Origin of the sequence: Pseudomonas sp. FJ2-5-13, from assembly GCF_029201605.1 — a bacterium.
Classification (GTDB): Bacteria; Pseudomonadota; Gammaproteobacteria; order Pseudomonadales; family Pseudomonadaceae; genus Aquipseudomonas; species Aquipseudomonas lactis.
Genome location: NZ_CP104045.1, coordinates 268,731 through 287,583, shown reverse-complemented (window position 1 = coordinate 287,583; position 18,853 = coordinate 268,731). Strand labels below are relative to the sequence as shown.

16 protein-coding genes are annotated in these 18,853 nt (G+C 59.5%); 3 read left to right on the top strand and 13 right to left on the bottom strand.

What is annotated here, in order from left to right; translation table 11 throughout:
• The first annotated feature begins 48 nt into the window (after positions 1–48).
• Positions 49–1,212: an AAA family ATPase gene (locus N2A98_RS01230; protein ID WP_003187620.1), complete on the top strand. Its 1,164-nt coding sequence runs from the start codon at positions 49–51 to the stop codon at positions 1,210–1,212.
• Between the two features lie 119 nt (positions 1,213–1,331).
• Here the strand turns inward: N2A98_RS01230 and N2A98_RS01225 are convergent, their stop codons facing one another.
• The 12 genes from N2A98_RS01225 to N2A98_RS01170 form a co-directional block, all read right to left on the bottom strand.
• Entirely contained in the window at positions 1,332–2,180 is an 849-nt protein-coding gene (locus N2A98_RS01225; RefSeq protein WP_003187618.1) for a transporter substrate-binding domain-containing protein, read from the bottom strand.
• Positions 2,177–2,953, bottom strand: coding sequence for an amino acid ABC transporter ATP-binding protein (locus N2A98_RS01220; RefSeq protein ID WP_275622919.1), 777 nt, complete (start codon positions 2,951–2,953; stop codon positions 2,177–2,179). The genes N2A98_RS01225 and N2A98_RS01220 overlap by 4 nt, the downstream gene beginning before the upstream one ends.
• Positions 2,950–3,609 carry an amino acid ABC transporter permease gene (locus N2A98_RS01215; protein ID WP_034125471.1) on the bottom strand — a complete coding sequence of 220 codons (660 nt, stop codon included), beginning with the start codon at positions 3,607–3,609 and terminating at the stop codon, positions 2,950–2,952. Before N2A98_RS01215 ends, N2A98_RS01220 begins: the two co-directional genes overlap by 4 nt.
• Positions 3,590–4,255, bottom strand: a complete 666-nt coding sequence (locus N2A98_RS01210) for an amino acid ABC transporter permease (protein ID WP_078802300.1) — start codon at positions 4,253–4,255, stop codon at positions 3,590–3,592. Before N2A98_RS01210 ends, N2A98_RS01215 begins: the two co-directional genes overlap by 20 nt.
• Positions 4,256–5,043: 788 nt before the next feature.
• Positions 5,044–5,826 carry a MetQ/NlpA family ABC transporter substrate-binding protein gene (locus N2A98_RS01205; protein WP_003187613.1) on the bottom strand — a complete coding sequence of 261 codons (783 nt, stop codon included), beginning with the start codon at positions 5,824–5,826 and terminating at the stop codon, positions 5,044–5,046.
• Positions 5,827–5,932: 106 nt separating this feature from the next.
• Complete coding sequence (locus N2A98_RS01200) at positions 5,933–6,859, bottom strand: sigma 54-interacting transcriptional regulator (protein WP_275622918.1); 927 nt, start codon at positions 6,857–6,859, stop codon at positions 5,933–5,935.
• Between the two features lie 47 nt (positions 6,860–6,906).
• The gene (locus tag N2A98_RS01195) at positions 6,907–7,488 is read right to left on the bottom strand and encodes an alpha/beta hydrolase (RefSeq protein ID WP_078467157.1); all 582 of its coding nucleotides are present in this window, start codon (positions 7,486–7,488) and stop codon (positions 6,907–6,909) included.
• Between the two features lie 238 nt (positions 7,489–7,726).
• Positions 7,727–10,651, bottom strand: a complete 2,925-nt coding sequence (locus tag N2A98_RS01190; RefSeq protein ID WP_275622917.1) for a DUF6543 domain-containing protein — start codon at positions 10,649–10,651, stop codon at positions 7,727–7,729.
• A 184-nt stretch (positions 10,652–10,835) separates the two neighbouring features.
• Positions 10,836–11,237 (bottom strand): biopolymer transporter ExbD, encoded by a 402-nt coding sequence (locus N2A98_RS01185; RefSeq protein WP_032894164.1) that lies wholly within the window; start codon positions 11,235–11,237, stop codon positions 10,836–10,838.
• Positions 11,238–11,960 carry a MotA/TolQ/ExbB proton channel family protein gene (locus tag N2A98_RS01180; RefSeq protein WP_102047798.1) on the bottom strand — a complete coding sequence of 241 codons (723 nt, stop codon included), beginning with the start codon at positions 11,958–11,960 and terminating at the stop codon, positions 11,238–11,240.
• 25 nt (positions 11,961–11,985) lie between these two features.
• Positions 11,986–12,789, bottom strand: coding sequence for an energy transducer TonB (locus N2A98_RS01175; RefSeq protein ID WP_047712314.1), 804 nt, complete (start codon positions 12,787–12,789; stop codon positions 11,986–11,988).
• 232 nt (positions 12,790–13,021) lie between these two features.
• The gene (locus tag N2A98_RS01170) at positions 13,022–13,873 is read right to left on the bottom strand and encodes a LysR substrate-binding domain-containing protein (RefSeq protein ID WP_275623585.1); all 852 of its coding nucleotides are present in this window, start codon (positions 13,871–13,873) and stop codon (positions 13,022–13,024) included.
• 110 nt (positions 13,874–13,983) lie between these two features.
• Between N2A98_RS01170 and N2A98_RS01165 the strand changes: the two genes are divergently transcribed.
• A complete protein-coding gene (locus N2A98_RS01165) occupies positions 13,984–15,183 on the top strand; it encodes a CynX/NimT family MFS transporter (RefSeq protein WP_275622916.1) in 1,200 nt (399 codons plus the stop codon).
• Here N2A98_RS01165 and N2A98_RS01160 read toward each other — a convergent pair.
• On the bottom strand, positions 15,154–17,469 hold the full coding sequence (locus tag N2A98_RS01160; protein WP_275622915.1) for a TonB-dependent receptor: 2,316 nt from the start codon (positions 17,467–17,469) through the stop codon (positions 15,154–15,156). The two genes, N2A98_RS01165 and N2A98_RS01160, sit on opposite strands and share 30 nt — an antisense overlap.
• 155 nt (positions 17,470–17,624) lie before the next feature.
• On the opposite strand from N2A98_RS01160, the gene N2A98_RS01155 reads away from it, so the two are divergent.
• Positions 17,625–18,569, top strand: a complete 945-nt coding sequence (locus tag N2A98_RS01155) for a LysR family transcriptional regulator (RefSeq protein WP_275622914.1) — start codon at positions 17,625–17,627, stop codon at positions 18,567–18,569.
• Positions 18,570–18,853: the final 284 nt, after the last annotated feature.

Sequence of the window (18,853 nt, the reverse complement as noted above, 5' to 3'; positions counted from 1 at the left end):
GCATGGAGGATCCCATACTCCAATGGTTCCCATGCTGACTAAATACACATGCTTAAAACCCTCGCGGTGGCCAATTACCGCTCGATCAACAAATTGGTGGTGCCCCTGGACCGGCTGAACCTGGTCACTGGCCCCAATGGCAGCGGCAAGTCCAACCTGTATCGCGCCCTGCGCCTGTTGGCCGAAACCGCCCAGGGCGGGGTGATCAATGCGCTGGCCCGTGAAGGCGGGCTGGATTCCACATTCTGGGCCGGGCCGGAAAACATCAGCCGGCGCATGCGCAATGGCGAAGTACCGGTGGAGGCCGTGGTTGCCCAAGGCGTCAAACGCTTGCGCCTGGGCTTTGCCGGGGAGGACTTCAGCTACGCCATCTCCCTGGGCATGCCCATCCCGGTTCCCGGCAGCGAGTTCAAACTGGACCCGGAAATTAAAAAGGAATGTATCTGGGCCGGCCCCCTCTACCGCCCAGCCAGCCTGTTGGTGCAGCGTTCGGGGCCGATGGTACGCGCCCGTGATGGCCGCGCCTGGGACGTACTGGCCCAGCACACGCCCAACTATCACAGCCTGTTCGATCAGGTCGGCAGCCTGCGCGGTTCGCCGGAAGTGTTGCTGCTGCGCGAAAGCATCCGTGGCTGGCGTTTTTATGATCACTTTCGCAGCGATGTGGATGCGCCGGTACGCCAGCCGCAATTAGGCACGCGCACGCCGGTGCTGCATCACGATGGTCGGGACTTGGCGGCCGCGTTACAGACGATTCGCGAAGTGGGCGATGTCGAGGCGTTGCAGCACGCGGTCAGTGATGCCTTCCCCGGCGCACGGTTGCATATCGAACCCTTGCAGGGCGGACGCTTTGCCATTGAGTTCTATCAGGAAGGCTTACTGCGCCCGTTGTCGGCGGCGGAACTGTCGGACGGCACCCTGCGCTACCTGCTGCTGATCGCCGCGCTGCTGACGCCAAGGCCGCCGACCATGATGGTGCTGAACGAGCCGGAGACCAGCCTGCACCCGGACTTGTTACCGGCACTGGCGCGCTTGATTATCCAGGCCTCGAAGCAGTGCCAGGTATGGGTGGTGAGCCATGCCAGCCGATTGATTGCGGCGTTGCAGCAGGATGAAGAATGTAATTCGATTGTGTTGGAGAAGGTGATGGGGGAAACGCGGATTGTGGGGCAGGGCATTTTGGATGCGCCGGCGTGGCATTGGCCGGAGTAGGCGGTGACTGTACTGGCCTCTTCGCGAGCAAGCCCGCTCCCACAGGTTGGAATGCATTCCAAATGTGGGAGCGGGCTTGCTCGCGAAAGCGGTAGATCAGGCAACACACAAACCTGGAATCAGCCCTGCCACTTACCGCCTTCAACAATCACACTCTCAGGCTTGGTGTCGTCGCTCAGCTCTTTACGCACATATTGGTCATAAAGCTTGAGCAGAAACTTCTCCTCGCCCAACTTCGCCAGCTCGGCATTCACCCAGTCACGCAGCTCGGTATTGCCCTTCTTCACCGCCGGGGCAATCGGCGCTTCATCCCCCAGCTTCTCTTCCAGCACGCGGTAGCCTGGGTTCTGCTTGGCCCAGCTGAACAACACCAGATTATCCTGCGCATACGCATCACCACGGCCAGCCGACAGCGCCTGCAGCGACTCGGAGTTCTTCTCGAACTTGAGCAGTTTCCAGTCCGGGTGGTTCTTGGTCAGCCAGATATCCGCCGTGGTGCCGGTGGTGACGATGGTGGTGCGGGTTGCCAGGTCGTCCAGGCTTTTCACCGCACTGTCATTCGGCACCAAGGCCTGCACCGCGACTTTCAGGTTGGGGTTGGTGAAGTCCACCGCTTCCTTGCGTTCAGGCGTCACGGTCATGTTGGCGAGAATCAGATCGACCTTGTCGCTTTGCAGGAAGGGAATGCGGCTGGCCGGTTCCACGGCGACAAATTCCACCTTGTTTTCGTCGCCCAACAGGTCCTTGGCGAATTGCCGGCCGATGTCGGTATCGAAGCCGACATAGCGACCGGCTTCGTCCACAAAACCAAACGGCGGCTTGTCGGTAAACACGCCGACAATCAGCTTGTCCCGCGCTTTGATTTTGTCGATGTAGCTCACAGCCGCGGGTTTTACCGGCTCTTCGGCCTTTTTATCGCAGCCGGCCAGCAAGGCGACGGCAAACAGTGGCAGCAGTAACTTTTTCATATCAGCTCCAGCTCCTTGATCTTTTTGGGCAGTGTTGAAACAAAGGAGAACTTCTCCAGGAACTGCTGCGCGCGTGCGGTCTGCGGGTTCGTAAAGAATGCCTCGGGGGTGTTGTGTTCGAGGATGCGACCAGCCTCCATGAACACCACGCGGTCGGCGACGGCGCGGGCGAAGGCCATTTCGTGGGTGACGATCAGCAGGGTCATGCCATCGCGGGCCAGGTCCTGGATCACTTCCAGCACTTCCTTGACCATCTCCGGGTCGAGCGCTGCGGTGACTTCGTCAAACAGCATGACCTGGGGGTTCATGCACAACGAGCGCACGATAGCGATACGTTGTTGCTGGCCGCCGGAAAGCTGGCGTGGGAAGGCGTCGCGCTTGTCGGCCAGGCCCACGCGCGCCAGCAGTTTTTGCGCCTGCTCACGGGCCTCGCGGGGGTCGCGCTTTTGCACTTTCAGCGGGCCGAGCAGGATGTTGTCGAGCACGCTCATGTGCGGGAACAGGTGGTAGCTCTGGAACACCATGCCGATGGCCTGGCGTACCTGGCGCCAGTCGGTGGTTTTATCCAACAGCTCAAGGCCTGCAAACCGCAGACTGCCGCTGTGTGCCACTTCCAACCCGTTCAAACAACGCAGCAAAGTGCTTTTGCCACAACCGCTGGGGCCGAGGATCACCACTACCTCGCCGTTTTGCACGCTCAGGTCGATGCCCTTGAGCACCTGCGTCTCGCCGAAGAATTTGTTGAAACCCTGGAACTCGATCAATGCGCTCATGCTTGGGCCCAGCGCCGTTCCAGCACCTTGGAGGCGGCTGACAACGGGTAGCAGATAAAGAAGAAAAACAGGAACAGCGCGCCGTAGATCAATACCGACTCATAGGTACGCTCGATGATTTGCTGGCCGACCTTGATCACATCCACCACGCCGATCAGCACCGCCAGGGAGCTGGTCTTGATGATGCGCGTGTACACGTTGATGGTCGGCGGCGTCATGCGCTTGAGGGCCTGGGGCAGCAGTACATAGCCGTACAACTGTGGGCCGGACAGGCCAATCGACAGGCCCGCTTCGCGCTGGCCACGGGGCAACGAATGCAGCGCGCCACGCACCACTTCGCCCACCTCGCTGGCACCCCACAACGACAGCACCAGCACCGCGCACCAGAAACTCGGGATACTCAGGCCGAAGAAAATCGGCACGCCAAAAAACAGCAGGTACAACCACACCAGCACCGGAATGGCGCGGAACAGTTCCAGGTAAACCCGCAGCACGCCGTTGATCGCCTTGTTATTCAAGGTGCGCAGCACGCCGTAGAGCACGCCGCCCACCGTACTGAAGGCGATGCTCAAAAACGAAATCGACAAGGTTTGCGCAGCGCCCTTGCCCAGTTGCGGCAACGACACCCAAAGCAACTCAAGACCCGAACTGGCCATGCTGGAGCCTCCTTTCCAGGCGGCTGAGCAACAGCGACAACGGCAGGAACAACAGCACGCAAATCAGCGTCAGCACGGCGAGCATTTCGTAGGTCTTGTAGTAGAGAGCGATGTAGCTCTTGGTGGTGTAGAGAATCTCCGGCACCGCCACCGCCGACACCACGGTGGTTTCCTTGAGCAGGAAAATGAAATTGGCGAACAACGCCGGCAAGCTGAGGATGCCGGCCTGGGGCAGGATCACGTGGCGCAGCAGCTGCCAGTCGGACAGGCCAATGGACTTGCCCGACTCGATCTGCGCCAGCGGCACCGCTTCCACACCGGCGCGCAGCACCTCGGTGAGGTAGGCGCCGCCCAGAAAGGTCATGGTGATAATCGCCGCCCAGAACCCGGAAATATTGAACCCCAGGGCCGGCAGCGCGAAGTAGACGAAGAACAGTTGGATCAACAGCGGCGTGTTACGCGCCAGCTCCACATACAGCGCTACCAGACGCGACAGGTACGGCGTGCGAAACACCAGCAGCGCGGCGTTGATCAGCGCCACCATCAAAGACGTGGCAATAGCGATCAAGCCGACTTGCAGCGTCACACCCACGGCCTTGAGAAACGCCGGCAAGGTGCTGAGGATAAAAGCGAAATCGAAGGTCATGTGCAGTCCATATCGCCGCATGGGTAATGCCGCGAGCGCAGTCCGTGCCGACGTGGATAACGTCAGCTAGCGCGAACTTTAAAGGTATAAAAATCAAATTTTAAATACCAAAATAGCATATTGATATCACTCAAAAACCTAACCTCTGTGGAAGCTGGCTTGCCTGCGATAACCATAGGTATCTACACATCTGTAGCGCTCAACGGTAACCACGATGCGAAGCGAGCCGCTCTTGATCTTGATCTGCTTTTGATCTCAGGCGCCCCGTCAAACCACGCTGGCCGGAATTCGACAGGGATTTGGGGGGTAAACCGGCAGGGATGCCGGTTTAGCCGCCCCGCGCCATGGATGGCGCGTGGCGGCGGCCCCCAAAATCACTGGCGGATTACGGGCACACCGAGCCTAAGCGAGGTGCCGAGTGGTGGGGCGAGGACCTTTTGGTTACTTTTGGGTCCTTCCAAAAGTGACCCGCCGTCAGGGCGGAACCCTAAGTGGCCGTTACCGCAGCAATGGATATGCACACAATCCCACGGTGTTGACTGTTAGGCCGCCTTCGCGAGCAAGCCCGCTCCCACAGTTGGATCGCGGGGTGTCTGGTAGATAAGCGTTGCCGCTATCGCAGGCAAGCCAGCTCCCACATTTGGACTGAGGCGCGTCAGGTAAATAAGCGTCGGCTGTCATGCTGTCACGGGACCAAGTCCCCACAGTTTCGAATGTATTTCAGATAAAAAAACGCCGACGCTGGAAAAGCCGTCGGCGTTGAAACCTTGAAGGGGTTTTGGCTTACATCAGAACGCTGGCACCACCGCGCCGTTGTACTTCTTCTCGATGAAAGCTTTGACTTCCGGGCTGGTCAGGGCCTTGGCCAACTTCTGGATAGCATCGCTGTCCTTGTTGTCCGGGCGCGCCACCAGGAAGTTCACGTATGGCGACTTCGCGTCTTCAATGATCAGCGCGTCCTTGGCCGGGTTCAGGCCAGCTTCCAGGGCGTAGTTGGTGTTGATCAGGTCGAGGTCAACCTGATCCAGCACCCGTGGCAACAGGGCCGACTCCAGCTCTTTGAACTTCAGGTTCTTCGGGTTGCTGGCGATGTCTTTCGGCGTAGCCAAGGCGTTGGTCGGGTCTTTAAGGGTGATCACACCGGCCTTTTGCAGCAGCAACAAGGCGCGGCCGCTGTTGGAGCCCTCGTTCGGAATCGCCACGGTGGCGCCGTCTTTCAGATCTTCGATTTTCTTGATCTTTTTCGAGTAGCCGCCGAAGGGCTCAACGTGCACGCCCACCACGGTAATCAGGTTGGTGCCCTTGCCCTTGTTGAAGTTTTCCAGGTACGGCAGAGTCTGGAAATAGTTGGCGTCCAGACGTTTCTCAGCGACTTGCACGTTCGGCTGCACGTAGTCAGTAAAGACTTTGATCTGCAGGTCCACACCTTCCTTGGCCAGGGTCGGCTTGATCAGCTCGAGGATTTCGGCGTGCGGGATCGGCGTAGCGGCCACCACCAGTTTCTCGTTGGCCTGGGCGAAGCCGGCAGTCAGGGCAGCCGCCAGAGCGGTAAACAACAGAACCTTTTTCATGCAATGTCCTTCTAACGACCGTTTTTATGTGAGGTGCCAGCGAAGTGCTATCGCGGCGTGGGAAGGACAATACCTAGATTTTTTATTCCCGAACAATATCTTTTATTCACGTTGATATTCCATTTTGCTCATACAGGAATTTACGCACCGATTCCTGCTCGGCTGGGCTGGCGCTGGCAAAAATTCGTCGTACTTGGTCCAGCGGTGAACCCGCCACCGGCAAGTTCAAATGCTCGGGCAAGATTTCATCGCCACTGCTCACCAACAAGGCAAAGTGAATGACGTTTTCCAGTTCGCGTGTATTGCCCGGCCAAGTGTGGCGTTCCAGCACCTGCTGGGCGGCGTCGCTGATCAGTGGCACCGGCAGGTCCAAGCGCTGGCTGTAGATGCCGAGGAAATACTCGGCCAGGGACAAGATATCCCCCACCCGCTCGCGCAACGCCGGCAGGTCCAACCGGCCCTCACTCAAATAACGGAACAGACGCTCGTGGAACTTGCCCACGGCGACGGCCTGCGCCAGGTCGATGCTGGTGGCGGCCACCAGGCGCACATCCACCGGGCTAGGCTGATGGGCACCGACACGGGTGACTTCGTGGTTTTCCAGGGCCGCGAGCAATTTCACCTGGATCGGCAGCGGCAAGTCGCCAATCTCATCCAGGTACAAGGTGCCGCCATTGGCCGAGCCGAACCAGCCCGCGCGGCTGCTCGCCGCGCCACTGTGGCTACCGGCGGCATAGCCGAACAACTCGGCATCGGCATAGGTGGGGCTGATGGCGCCACAGTTGACCGAGACAAACAGGCCAGTGCGGTCACTGCCACGGTGGATGTGCCGCGCCAGCAATTCTTTACCGCTGCCTGTTTCACCGCGAATAAGTACGGGTAAGGCGCGCGGCGCAAGGCTTTCCAACTCTTCACGCAGTTGGCGTGAGCGTGGGTCAACGAACACCAGCGCCTTGGCGCGGATGCTCAACGGGCTTTTTTCAGCATCGGGAAAGGTCAGCAGCGGCTGGCCGAAGGTTTCATGCAGACTCATGGCAGGCTCCCGCCCCAATCCACACAGGGACGGGGCGTTGAAAAATATTAGGCGCTGCGCCTAGCGTGGTGCTCGAGGCGATGTTGCAGGCGGTAGAGGTAAGCAAACCCTTGCTCCCACCGCCGGTGGCCGGACTTCACATTGATATGCCCGGCACCCGAGAGGATGCCGGCTTCGGCGCCCCACTGGCGCGCCAGTTCCAGAGCCCTGTGGGCGCTCACGGCACTGTCGTTGTCGGAGCTGACCACCTGGCTGGGGAATGGCAACAAATCGGTGGGAATCGGTGCGAAGTTACGCAGGGCGGGCGCACATGCAGGGCGCTCGACATCCGCAGGGGCTACCAGCAATGCGCCGCGCACCTGCCGCAAGACCTGCACGGGAGCGGTAGCGGCCCAGTGGGCCACGGTGATGCAACCCAGGCTGTGGGCGATCAGGATGACCGGCGTACTATCGGCGGCGATGGCCTCAGCCAGCGCGGCGACCCAGTCCTCGCGACGGGGCGTCAGCCAATCGGCTTGCTCCACCCGCGCGCTGTTGGGCAAGCTGTTCTGCCAATGGGTTTGCCAATGATCTTCTGGCGATCCTTGCCAGCCCGGCACGATCAGATAACGAATCGACTCGCTGTGCATGGGTGTGCCCTCCTGCAGCGTTTAACGTTGCTGACCAGTATAGGGGCCGCTCAACAACCAAATAAGGAATAAAAAGTAATTTATTAATAACCATATGGAATTTATATTTTCCGAAATCTGTCAATGCTCAACCATCGCCCCCTCTTCACCAAGGTGCCAGGGGCGATAGCGACAGTGCAGACTGTCAGCCGGTGGATTCACGCAAGCCACTGCTAGTGGCTCGCCACGCTTTGCCGACTCAACGCGAATGATGCATGGAGTGCTCTGCGCCGATGGTGACGCCAAATTTATTACTCATTGGCATATAAAAATCGTGAACTTTCATGTAGTGTTTTGCATAATCCTGAGGCAATAAAAGACGCGCACTCATGAGTTCTGTAAGCTCATTAATGATCGGAAACATCCCATATTCTTCTTGCTCCAATACATCACCAAACATTCTCGGCCCGGTGACCTCGAATATCTTCGTTTCATACGCCTTATAAGCCTGCTGTTCTGCGGCGGTCGCCCCCTCCTCAAGGAAAGGTCGATGATTGGTAAACCAAGATTCGTTGGCTTTATACCGCTGATATGACTCCTCTAAAATCTTATCAAATAACGGATTGCCCGGATGACTTGCAAAATTGCTGGTATTAAACCCTTCAAAGTCTGTGGCTGCATAAGTCACTGGCGAGTTCAACAGAATATCATTGGCCGTGGCCTTCAGCGTGACCTCTCCCACGTTAAACTCTAATGTATCGTCCGTATCCAGGTAAATGCCACCGTATTTCTTCATCAAGGCCACGCGCATCACGTCCGATGATGCAGATAAATTCTGCCCTTGCCCTGAACGAAAATACTGATACATCTCCCCATACTTTCCAGCATTCAGCTCTTGAAAGGCTTCATCTTCCTTCAAGTTATGCACTTCAAGCCCACCGACTTTGTGATCCAGCGCCGCCTTTATTTTCTGGAACGTATCTGCATCATTGGCATCCACATGAACGATTGACTTATAACCAGGACTTTTTCTGGAATTTTCCACGATATTTTCGAGCAAGTGCTCTGGTATTTCATTACCGGCCCAAAAATAGTGGATCACCTTGGGCACTTCTGTCGCACCCGACGGCAGCGACGGCAACCGCGGTAGCTTGAGGGTCTTATTTATGATGGAAGCCGGGGTGTTTTTGCTTCCGACAACCGCTTCGGCCTTTGAACCCGCTTGCCATGTTCCTCGACCGTCACGCCAATAAAACAGGTCATTGACTTGACCATTTTCTCTAAGCCCGCGCCAAAGGCCTGCCTGTATGTCATACGTGACTTTCGTGCCGTATTGACCCACATAAACCATGTAGTCTTTAGAGAACATTTGATGGACACCGTCCATGGGAACCGTGAATTCGTCAAGGATCGCCGGTGTCGAAATGGGACTCATCGGGTACCCAATATGTCCGTTCACATGTCGTGGCGGGTTGAAGAACGGGCGGCCTTGTTCATTCACTTGAGCGGGCGCCTGGGCGGCGGCATCCACCTCTGTTGCCAGGCCACCGCCGGCCATCCGCCCGGTCACTTTCGCAAGCGGCGCCGCAGCATGTGTGGCTAATGGCGGTACAGCGTTCAACACCCCAAAAACGATACGGTCAGAGGCTGTCGCTTTACCTTTGACGGCATCGTCAATGCCGATACCTGCCTGGGTGGCGCCGGCAGCCAGGAAGAAAACATCCAGGGCTATTGCTACCTCCGGCATCACCAATGCCAGCGGCGTCATGAACATGGCGACCTTCGTGGCTTCCTCAACAAGCTGCAGGGCCTTGTTCTTGTTGTAGTCACCGTCACTGACAATCGCATTTTGCGCATCCGAATACGACCGCGCCTTTTGTCGAACCTTGATGGCTTCAAAAGGGTCGTTGCTTATCGGCTCAACCGAAACGTAGCGCTCCGGCACCCAGCCGTTGAGCGTGCCAAGGATAGACCTCCCGGCCGCCTGATGATCAGACCAGGTGCCCATCCCCACCAAGGTTTGACGTACACCGTCCGAAAAAATCCTTTCGGCCTGGTCCTCCAGCGAAAAGTGCGACAACAAGGATTCGCGCTTTGCCGGATCACTGGCTTGCTTAGCCAGCCAATTGCTTATTTGTTGCGGGTTATCGAAACGATGTATGGGCGAGGAGTTGCCCGGGATGTAAAGCAATGTCAGCTGAGTTTTCCGGTCGGTCACGCACATCAAGTCGGTCGACTCAAACCCATTGATGCTCAGCAAGCCGATGTCCAGGTCCGGGTCCTTCACGGCAGCCTCTTTAAAGTCCTGGACCGTCAGCTCGGACCAATCCTTTTGCGCCGCAGGCCCCAACGCACGCTGGGCGAGTGCCGTCTCGGCAGGGCCAAGGGTCCCTTCCAGGCTCTGCAGATTGATGGCTTTGACAAAGGAGATTTTACTCAATGCCGCATAAGAGTCGGTGTGTTTGTCCCAAAACCCATCCAGGGTTTTTTTATACATGCTGGTCCGGTCTGTATCCCAGACTAATGACTTGAAGCCATCTACCGGTATGGACACGCGAGTGTCGGCATTATACGGCGCATCGCCCGGTGCACTCGGTTCCCGATAAATACCTTGGCGACTGTTTGCTTCCTGCACCCAGCCGTCGATCTTGTTGTACACATACACCACTGGCGAAAAGTATTTGCCAATTTTTACAAACCAGTTTTCATTATCTTCAATCGTTACATCTTGCCTGTTTTTCAATGCCGCTTGTGTCAGGGTGATTTTTTCCACTACTTCCTTTTCATCTTCACTGTCACTTTTAAATGTCACCAGATAGGTTTTATCAGGGTCAACATCCACGCCCCATTGCTGTTTTATCTTTTCAGTTAAAATGCTGGAAATTTCTTTTTCTGGCGTTACAAAGTCGGAGGAATGCTTGCTGATATAAGATTCCAAATCCGCATTTTTCTTCAATACCGAGCTGACGCCGCCTGGCACAGGCTTTGTTTGAGCACCCTGCAATACACTATTTTTTCTCTTATAATCAGCCAGCGAGGGCAAGATACAGGCCGATGGATGTTTGAGATCCGGCGCTCGATAGTTTGAAGATGCCATTACGGGAGGCTTTTCTTCAGGCTTTTCAACCTCTACAGGCGGATTAACGAACGTGCTCACCATTTGAACAGGAAACCGTATAGACATGTATTACTCCATTAATTCAATCACTCCATGCGCCGACCAGCATAAGCATGCTCCCGAAAATTGCACGCTCGCAAACATGTAAATTCTTTACCTATGCAACATCTGTAAATACGTAGCCTTTAAATAAAAAAAGGCCGCACCCTGCCAAGGAAAGCGGCCCAAAAACTGTCGAATTCTTTTGAAACTAACGCGCGGTGATCACCGACAACTTGGTAATCCCTGCGCGTTCGATCGAGGCCATGGCGCGCGCCACTTCGCCATAATTCACCCCGTCGTCCGCCTGCAGTTGCACCCGCACATCGGGGTCCTTGGCCTTGGCCGCCTGCAGGTTGAATTCCAGCAGGTCCGGCTCGATGGCGTCCTTGTTGATAAACACTTTGCCTGCGCCGTCGATGCTCACCACCAGCGGGTCTTTCTGCTCAACCGGCGCCACGGCCTGGGTCTTGGGCAGGTTGATCGGGATGGAGTTGGTCAACAGCGGCGCGGTGACGATGAACACCACCAGCAGCACCAGCATCACGTCCACCAGCGGCGTGACGTTGATCTCGCTCAGCACCTCATCGCTGTCTTGCGTGGAGAAGGCCATTCAGGACGCCTCCTTTACTTTCTGCGGGCTGCCGGCGCTGGCCTTGGCCAACGTCGGATGCAGCAGCACGCGGAACGCGTTTTTCTGCGCCAGGCTGTAGAAGTCGTGGGCAAAGTCATCCAGGTCTGCCGCCGTCAGCTTCAGGCGACGCAGGAAATAGTTGTAGACCAGCACCGCAGGCACCGCGACGGCGATCCCCACGCCGGTCGCGACCAACGCCGCCCCGATCGGGCCTGCCACGGTTTCCAGGCTGGCGGACCCGGCGGCGCTGATCCCCTTCAGCGCTTCCATGATGCCCCACACGGTGCCAAACAGGCCGATAAACGGCGAGGTGCTGCCGATGCTGGCGACCACGGCCAGGCCGGTTTCCAGGGAGCGACGCTCACGCACGATCTGCTGGCGCAGGGCGCGTTCGAGTCGGTCTTGATGGTTGATTGCCTGGCTCAAATCCGCAGCATGGCTGGCGTCACCCACCTGGATCGCCGCGTAACCGGCCTGGGCCACACGCGCAGCGGCGCCAGGCTGGGTTTCGGCAAGTTCTGCGGCAGCATCGAGGCTCGATGCCGCCCAGAACTGTTTGTGGAACTTGCGATCCTGGGCCTTGAGGCGACCGAACTGCACGCCCTTGAGCAAGGCCAGGCCCCAGGTAGCGACTGAAAAGGCCACCAGCAGCCAGATCACTGCGCTTTCGATGGATTCAAGTGGAGATGCCAATGCCATGATGTTTTCCCTCTGCGCCGCTGAATAATTAATGAATCTTGAAATCGATGGGCACGCTGACCCAGCCGTTCTGGGCCACATCGCCCTGCTTGGCCGGCACGAAACTCCAGCGCTTCACCGCCGCCAATGCCGCGTCATCCAACTGCTGGCGACCGCTGCTTTTTTGCACCTGGATCTCACCCGGTTTACCGCTGGCCAGCACCTGCACGCGCAGCAACACCGTGCCTTCCCAACCACGACGCTGAGCCAGTGACGGGTATTCCGGCGCCGGGTTTTTCAGGTACGCGGCGTTGGCCGACGCGGGTGTCACCGGCGCGGGCGCCACGGGCACTGGCGCAGCGGCGGGTGCCGGCGTCGGTGGTGTTGGCACTGGTGGCGGCTCGACCGCTTTGGGTACAGGCTTGGGCGCAGGTTTAGGCGCGGGCTTGGGTTTGGGAACCGGTTTGGGTGGCGCCGGCTTGGCGGCCAACTCATCCACCACCGGCGGTGGTGGTGGCTCGACCACGGGCGGCGGTGCTGGCGGTGGCGGCTCAACCAGCGGCGGTGCCGGCTGGGAAAACTCGATGGTCATCGGCGGAATTTCCGGCGGCACAATCGGCAGCACCGGCGTGGGCTTCTGACTTACCCAATAGATCACCGCGCCATGCAAGGCCAACACCAGCAGCCCCAGCAGAATGCCTTCGCGGCGGCTGGAGAAACGCTTCGGAGTCTTTTGCAGACGCAATTGCCCCAACGGCGCGCGGTGCGGCCGGCCAAGGTCGACCAACTCACCACTCGGTGCCTGGCGCCACAGCGCCTCGTGTGCACTGGCGGCGGTCTGGACATTGCCCATTGATTCACTCCCTGCGGTTTTGAAAACCGACGGCCTGTATGCAGGGCCGTCTAGGGCTGAATCATCGGGGCCACACACTTATCTCTTAAAGTAATCTTTAAAGTTATACATAGATCAAAATTGAATAATCAGGACGACCATCCGGCGCCAGCCCGCGTCCGTCGTGGCCTGGCGCCCAGCGGCCATTTTTCGATGCTTTCAAGGCATGCAAAATATTCGGCAAAGGTATCGATCAGTGCGGGTTTCCAGCGCATAACGCGAGCAATTCACTCAGCAATGTCTGCCCTGCCGCACCGAGGCCACTGCGGCCATACAAGGCCAGTCGCACGCCGTGTACCGGCGGCAGGCCACTTTCCGGGCCGAGTATGCGATGGCCGGGTTGCAACACCCGCTCCGGCAATAAACTGATGCCCAAGCCTGCCGCCACCGCCGAACACACACTGGCCAGGCTGGCGCTGCAATAGCCGATGCGCCAACGCCAACCAGCACGCTCAAGATGGTGCAGCATGTCGTTGCGATACAGGCCGCCTACCGGAAAGGCCACCAGCGGCAGCGGGTCACGGCCCAGCGCCGGCGTGCTGAGGCTGTCGACCCAATACAAGGGCTCGGGCCACGACGCCACACAGTCGTCGCTGTCGCCCATCTGCTTGACCAGCAACACGTCAAACTCACCGCCCCGATACTGACGCTGCAATTCGGGGCCAAGGCCACTGGTGACTTCCAGCCGCACCCGTGGGTACGCCACCACAAACGCCGAGAGCAAAGGCATCAGGCGCTCGGCAGCAAAATCCTCCGGCACGCCAAGGCGCAATACGCCGTCGCTTTGCTGGTTGATCAGCACATCGGCGGCTTCTTCATGCAGCACCAGGATGCGCCGGGCATAGGCGAGCAGCCGTTCACCCTCAGTGGTGGGCACCACACGGCGCTGGTCGCGATCGAGCAACTGGCACGTCACCACGTCTTCCAGGCGGCGGATCTGCTGGCTGACGGTAGACTGGGTCAAATGCAGGCGCTCGGCGGCGCGGGTGAAATTGCCGCAGTCCACCACGGCGACAAAGCTGCGCAACAACACGGGATCGAACACACTCATCACCATTGCGTTTGCCACTGGTTGGCATGGTTATATTTAATTTCAGCATACCTTGGCGCCTCGCCATACTCATCCCCCCTTTGCCCACGCGGACCCTGCCTTCCATGACGCTGAACACGACACTCGCCGGACGACTTGCCGGCTGGGGCCTGCTGGTGGTGCTTGGCCTGAACCTGCGCCCCATCCTCAGCTCCATCAGCCCCTTGCTCGGTGAGATTCGCCAGGCCACCGGCTTGAGCTTTCAGAGCAGTGCCTTGCTCACCAGCCTGCCGGTGATCTGCATGGGGTTGGTGGCACTGGTGGGCGTGAGCGTGGAGGCTCGCCTGGGCGAACGGCGTGGCATCGCCCTGGGCTTGTTGATGATTCTGCTGGCGTGCCTGGCGCGCTGGCTGATGGGCCAGGCTTCGGCACTGCTGGTTACCGCGCTGCTCGGCGGCGCGGGCGTGGCGCTGATCCAGGCGCTGGTGCCGGCGATGATCAAGCGCGAGTTCCATCACCGTGTGCCGGTGGCGATGGGGGTGTACTCGGCCTCACTGATGGCCGGCGGTGGGCTGGCGGCGCTGCTCAGCCCGGTGGTGGCCACGCACTTTCAGCAATGGCAGGCGGGATTGGGTGTGTGGCTCCTGCCGGCGCTGGGGGCGTTGCTGCTGTGGGCCTGGCTGCCGCTGGGCGCGGCGCGAAACCCACAGCAGGCGCCTGCGTTCAAGGGCTTGCGCAACCGCCGCGCCTGGCTGCTGGCGCTGTATTTCGGCCTGGTCAATTGCGGCTATATGAGCATGGTCGCGTGGCTGCCTGCCTACTATCAGCAACTGGGCTGGGGCGTGCTGCCCAGCGGTTCATTGCTGGCGTTCATGACGATTTTTCAGGTGACTGCCGCCCTGCTGATGCCGGTGCTGGCGCAACGCGGTATCGACCGTCGCCCATTGCTCAGCATCAGCCTGTTGGCGCAAACCATTGGCTACCTGGGCCTGATCATTGCGCCGCAGGAATATCCTCACCTATGGGTGGCCTTGTGCGGCTTCGGCCTGGGCGCCTGTTTCGCCCTGAGCCTGCTGCTGACCCTCGACCACCATCGCGACCCACGCCAAGCCGGGCAACTGGCTGCGTTCGTGCAAGGCGTGGGCTTTTTGATCAATGCGATTTCGCCATGGCTGACCGGCTGGCTGCGCGAGCTTACCGGCCACTTTGTCAGTGCCTGGGTGGTGCTGACGGTGACGGCGGTGGCGATGCTGCTGGTGACGCGGGTGTTCAGCCCGGCCACCTATCGCACTGATCTAGAAGTCGTAGCGCCCAGTCACGCCTAGGGTACGCGGCGTGCCCAGCAGGCCCTCGTAACCGCCGTTACCGCCGGTCCACAGGGTGGTGTAGTAGGTTTTGTCGAAGGCGTTTTTCAGCCACAGCGACACATCCCACTGCCCTTGGTCATAGTCGCCGCGCAAACCGGTCGACAGGTTGACCACCGCATACGCCGGGATCTGCCCGTAGTCGGAATCTTCCACCGTGCCCACCGCCTTGGAACGGAACGCGTAGCTGGCGGTGACGTAGGGTTCGAAGCCGTTCGCCAGGTTCCACTTGTACTCGCCGTTGGCGTTGGCAATCCACTTGGACGCGCCCACCACCTGATGGCCGCTCAAGTCGCAGGACGCCGGCGCACCGGGGCGCAGGCTGGTTTCCGGCGGGCATGGCGCATCCTTGTAAGACAGGTACGTCACGTCATTGAAGGAGCCGTTGATGTTCAGGGTCAGGCCCTTGATCGGCACCAGGGTGCTTTCCACTTCCACGCCCCGCGAGCGCACCGAGCCGGCGTTGGTCAGGTACTGCACGCGGTTGTCCTGGTCGTAGGCGTTGGTCTGGTAGCCGTTGACCTGGGTCCAGAACAGGTTGGCATTGAGCTGCAGGCGGCGGTCCCACAACGTGCTCTTGAAGCCCAGCTCGGCGTTGTTGGCGCGCTCGGTGCCGATCAGCAACGAGTCGGCTCCGGCTGTTGGCGCAGACCCCACCGCCAGGTTCACACCACCGGACTTCTCGCCATGGGACAGCGTCGCGTAGCCCAGCAGGTTTTCATTGAAGTGATAACTGAGGTTGAGCAGCCCCGACGGCGTGGCGCTGTATTGCGACAGGTCGCCCGAATCATAGGCCCCGGTACGCCCACGCCGCGCCGTGGCGGCAGCCCCGCTGACCGCCGCGCCACCGACCGGCGCATTGCGCGTGACCCAGGCGCTTTTCTCTTCGTAGGTGCCGCGCACACCGGCGGTGAAATCCAGGCGCTCGGTCAGGTGCCAGGTGCCTTGGGCGAACAACGCGAAGCTGTCGGTGCGGATATGCCCGTTGCCCACACTGCTCACGTTGCTCAACGCACCGGCGGGCGTGCCGTTCCAGATATCGGCCTTGGGCCCGTAGTAGGCAAAGGATTTGTTATCCAGGTCGGAGCCGAAGTAGTAGGCGCCGAGCACGTAATCGAAGAAGCCACCGCTGGGCGACGCCAGGCGAAACTCCTGGGACCACTGCTTATCTTCCACCGAAACCCCGGCGTTATACGACGCCGGTACATTGAGGCCGTCATCGTTGCGTGGGGTGAAATTCCACCAGCGGTACGAACTCACCGAGGTCAGGGTGAAGTCGCTGGGCAGCGTCCAGTTGGCTTCCAGCGACGTACCGCCCTGGAACACCGTGACATGCTGGTCGTTGTCCAGGTTGACCTTGCGATGAGTGCCGTCCACCAGGGTGGCGCCTGCCGCGTTGGCCCGGGATTGATACAGGTTGGTGCCATTGATGGTCGGCCCGGTGCTGTACAGCACGCGGGTGCCGGCGCTGGAGTCTTCTTCGTTGTAGTCGCCGATCCAGCGCAGGTTGAAGGCTTCGTTGGGCTTGTACAACAGTTGCCCACGAAAGCCCTGGCGTGAGCCGCCGTTCAAATCATGGCCGTCGTGTTCATTCTTGATGTCGCCGTCGCTGCGCGTGCGATAGGCCGAGAAACGCCCTGCCAGCTCATCGGTCAGGGGGCCGGAAATCGTGCCCTTGGTCTGGAAATAACCGTCCTCGCCCAGGGAGGTTTCGATGCTGCGCTCTGAGGTAAAACTCGGCGCGCGGGTGCTGATATTGATCACGCCAGCGGTGGTGTTCTTGCCGAACAACGTGCCCTGGGGACCGCGCAAAACCTCAAGCTGCTCGATGTCCATCAGGTCGAACACCGCCATGCCCGGGCGCCCCAGGTAGACGTTGTCGATATACAGCCCCACGCTGCCTTCCAGGCCATCGCTGGCCGGGTTGTTGCCCAGGCCGCGGATCGACACGCTGGACTGGCGCGCATGCATATAGGCGACGTTGACGCTGGGCACCAGTTGCTGCAAATCCTGGATGCGGTACACCCGCTGGGTTTCCAGGGCCTGGCCGCCGACCACGCTCATGGGCGTCGGCACCGCCTGGGCACTTTCGGTCCGCCGCCGGGCAGTGACCGTGACAGTTTCCAGTTGGCCACTGGCGCTTTCGCCCTTGCCGGCAGGCGCGGGGTTTTCAGCGGCCTGGGCCGGCGACCAACTGGTACTGCCGGCCACCAACATCGCCAGGGGCAAGGACTTGAACAGACTCATAAGCGGCTCCAGAACCCCGGAATACTCGTCGCCTCATATTCCTAAAGGTTATTTATTTATGTTTTTACGAACATTTACTGCATAAGAGATAGCCTTTATAAGGAGTCGACGTAATGCATAGCCAATGCATTTCCCGGATATTTTTGATGTGAAAAATGCATATCGACTTGCGCCAGCTTCGCCACTTCATCGCCCTCGCCGAACAGCGCAGTTTCGTCGCGGCAGCCGCAGCGGTGAACCTGTCGCAGTCGGCGTTCAGCCGTAGCATCCAGGCTCTGGAACACAGCGCCGGCTGCCAACTGGTGGACCGTGGCCGCAAAGACCTGGCGCCCACCAAGCAAGGCCAGGTGCTGCTCGAGCACGCACGGCGCCTGGTCAGCGGCGCACAACAACTGGCCAACGAAATCAGCCAGTTCAACGGCCTGGAAGCCGGTGAACTGCGCTTCGGTTGCGGCCCCGCGCCGGCAGCTGGGCTAGTCCCGCGTGCCATCGGCAGTTTTATCGGGCGCTACCCCAAGGCCCGCGTGCAGTTCCAGGTGGACGACTGGCAAAGCCTGAGCAAGCGCCTGCTCAGCGAAGAGTTCGAATTCTTCGTCGCCGACACCCGCCACTTCGAAGCCAACCCCGACTACCACACCCACCGCCTGCGCCCGCGCCGTTGGCACTTCTGCTGCCGCGCCGGCCACCCCTTGGCAACGCACAACAGCGTCAGCGCCGCCGAGCTGATGAGCTACCCGCTAGCAGTGACCATCCGCCCGCCGAACCTGCGCAAAGTCATCGTCGACCTCAGCGGCCGGCCGGATTACCAACCCAATGTGGAATGCGAAAACGGTTACAGCCTGATGGGCGTGGTACTGCGCTCGGACGCCATCGGCATCGTCAGCGCCAACAGCGACGTGCTGCACATGGCGCGCGGCGAACTGGTGTGTTTGCAGATTGAGGGATTGGACGAAAACCTGGAGGAGCGCTACACCCGCTACGGGATCGTCAGCCGCGCGGGGTATCGGTTGTCGCCGCTGGCGCAGGCGATGATTGAGCAGATCAAGGAGATTGATGAGTTGGATGAGGAAGTGTGCGCACTGGAAAATGTTGCCATCTGATGAAGCGTCATCACGGCATTGCTATTTACACAACCTGTGGGCTGCAGCAGCAAGGTAACCACGATGCGAAGCGAGTCGCTCTTGATCTGCTTTTGATTTTGATCTCAGGCGCACCGTTAAACCACGCTGGCCGGAATTCGACAGGGATTTGGGGGGTAAACCGGCAGGGATGCCGGTTTAGCCGCCCCGCGCCATGGATGGCGCGTGGCGGCGGCCCCCCAAATCACTGGCGGATTACGGGCACACCGAGCCCAAGCGAGGTGCCGAGTGGTGGGGCAAGAGCC

Bases quoted from the DNA above. Each gene is read 5' to 3' on its own strand.
- N2A98_RS01160 (WP_275622915.1), bottom strand. From the start codon at position 17,469: ATGAGTCTGTTCAAGTCCTTGCCCCTGGCGATGTTGGTGGCCGGCAGT.
- N2A98_RS01215 (WP_034125471.1), bottom strand. From the start codon at position 3,609: ATGGCCAGTTCGGGTCTTGAGTTGCTTTGGGTGTCGTTGCCGCAACTG.
- N2A98_RS01230 (WP_003187620.1), top strand. From the start codon at position 49: ATGCTTAAAACCCTCGCGGTGGCCAATTACCGCTCGATCAACAAATTG.
- N2A98_RS01175 (WP_047712314.1), bottom strand. From the start codon at position 12,789: ATGGGCAATGTCCAGACCGCCGCCAGTGCACACGAGGCGCTGTGGCGC.
- N2A98_RS01205 (WP_003187613.1), bottom strand. From the start codon at position 5,826: ATGAAAAAGGTTCTGTTGTTTACCGCTCTGGCGGCTGCCCTGACTGCC.
- N2A98_RS01210 (WP_078802300.1), bottom strand. From the start codon at position 4,255: ATGACCTTCGATTTCGCTTTTATCCTCAGCACCTTGCCGGCGTTTCTC.
- N2A98_RS01165 (WP_275622916.1), top strand. From the start codon at position 13,984: ATGACGCTGAACACGACACTCGCCGGACGACTTGCCGGCTGGGGCCTG.
- N2A98_RS01225 (WP_003187618.1), bottom strand. From the start codon at position 2,180: ATGAAAAAGTTACTGCTGCCACTGTTTGCCGTCGCCTTGCTGGCCGGC.
- N2A98_RS01190 (WP_275622917.1), bottom strand. From the start codon at position 10,651: ATGTCTATACGGTTTCCTGTTCAAATGGTGAGCACGTTCGTTAATCCG.
- N2A98_RS01185 (WP_032894164.1), bottom strand. From the start codon at position 11,237: ATGGCCTTCTCCACGCAAGACAGCGATGAGGTGCTGAGCGAGATCAAC.
- N2A98_RS01195 (WP_078467157.1), bottom strand. From the start codon at position 7,488: ATGCACAGCGAGTCGATTCGTTATCTGATCGTGCCGGGCTGGCAAGGA.
- N2A98_RS01200 (WP_275622918.1), bottom strand. From the start codon at position 6,859: ATGAGTCTGCATGAAACCTTCGGCCAGCCGCTGCTGACCTTTCCCGAT.
- N2A98_RS01155 (WP_275622914.1), top strand. From the start codon at position 17,625: ATGCATATCGACTTGCGCCAGCTTCGCCACTTCATCGCCCTCGCCGAA.
- N2A98_RS01220 (WP_275622919.1), bottom strand. From the start codon at position 2,953: ATGAGCGCATTGATCGAGTTCCAGGGTTTCAACAAATTCTTCGGCGAG.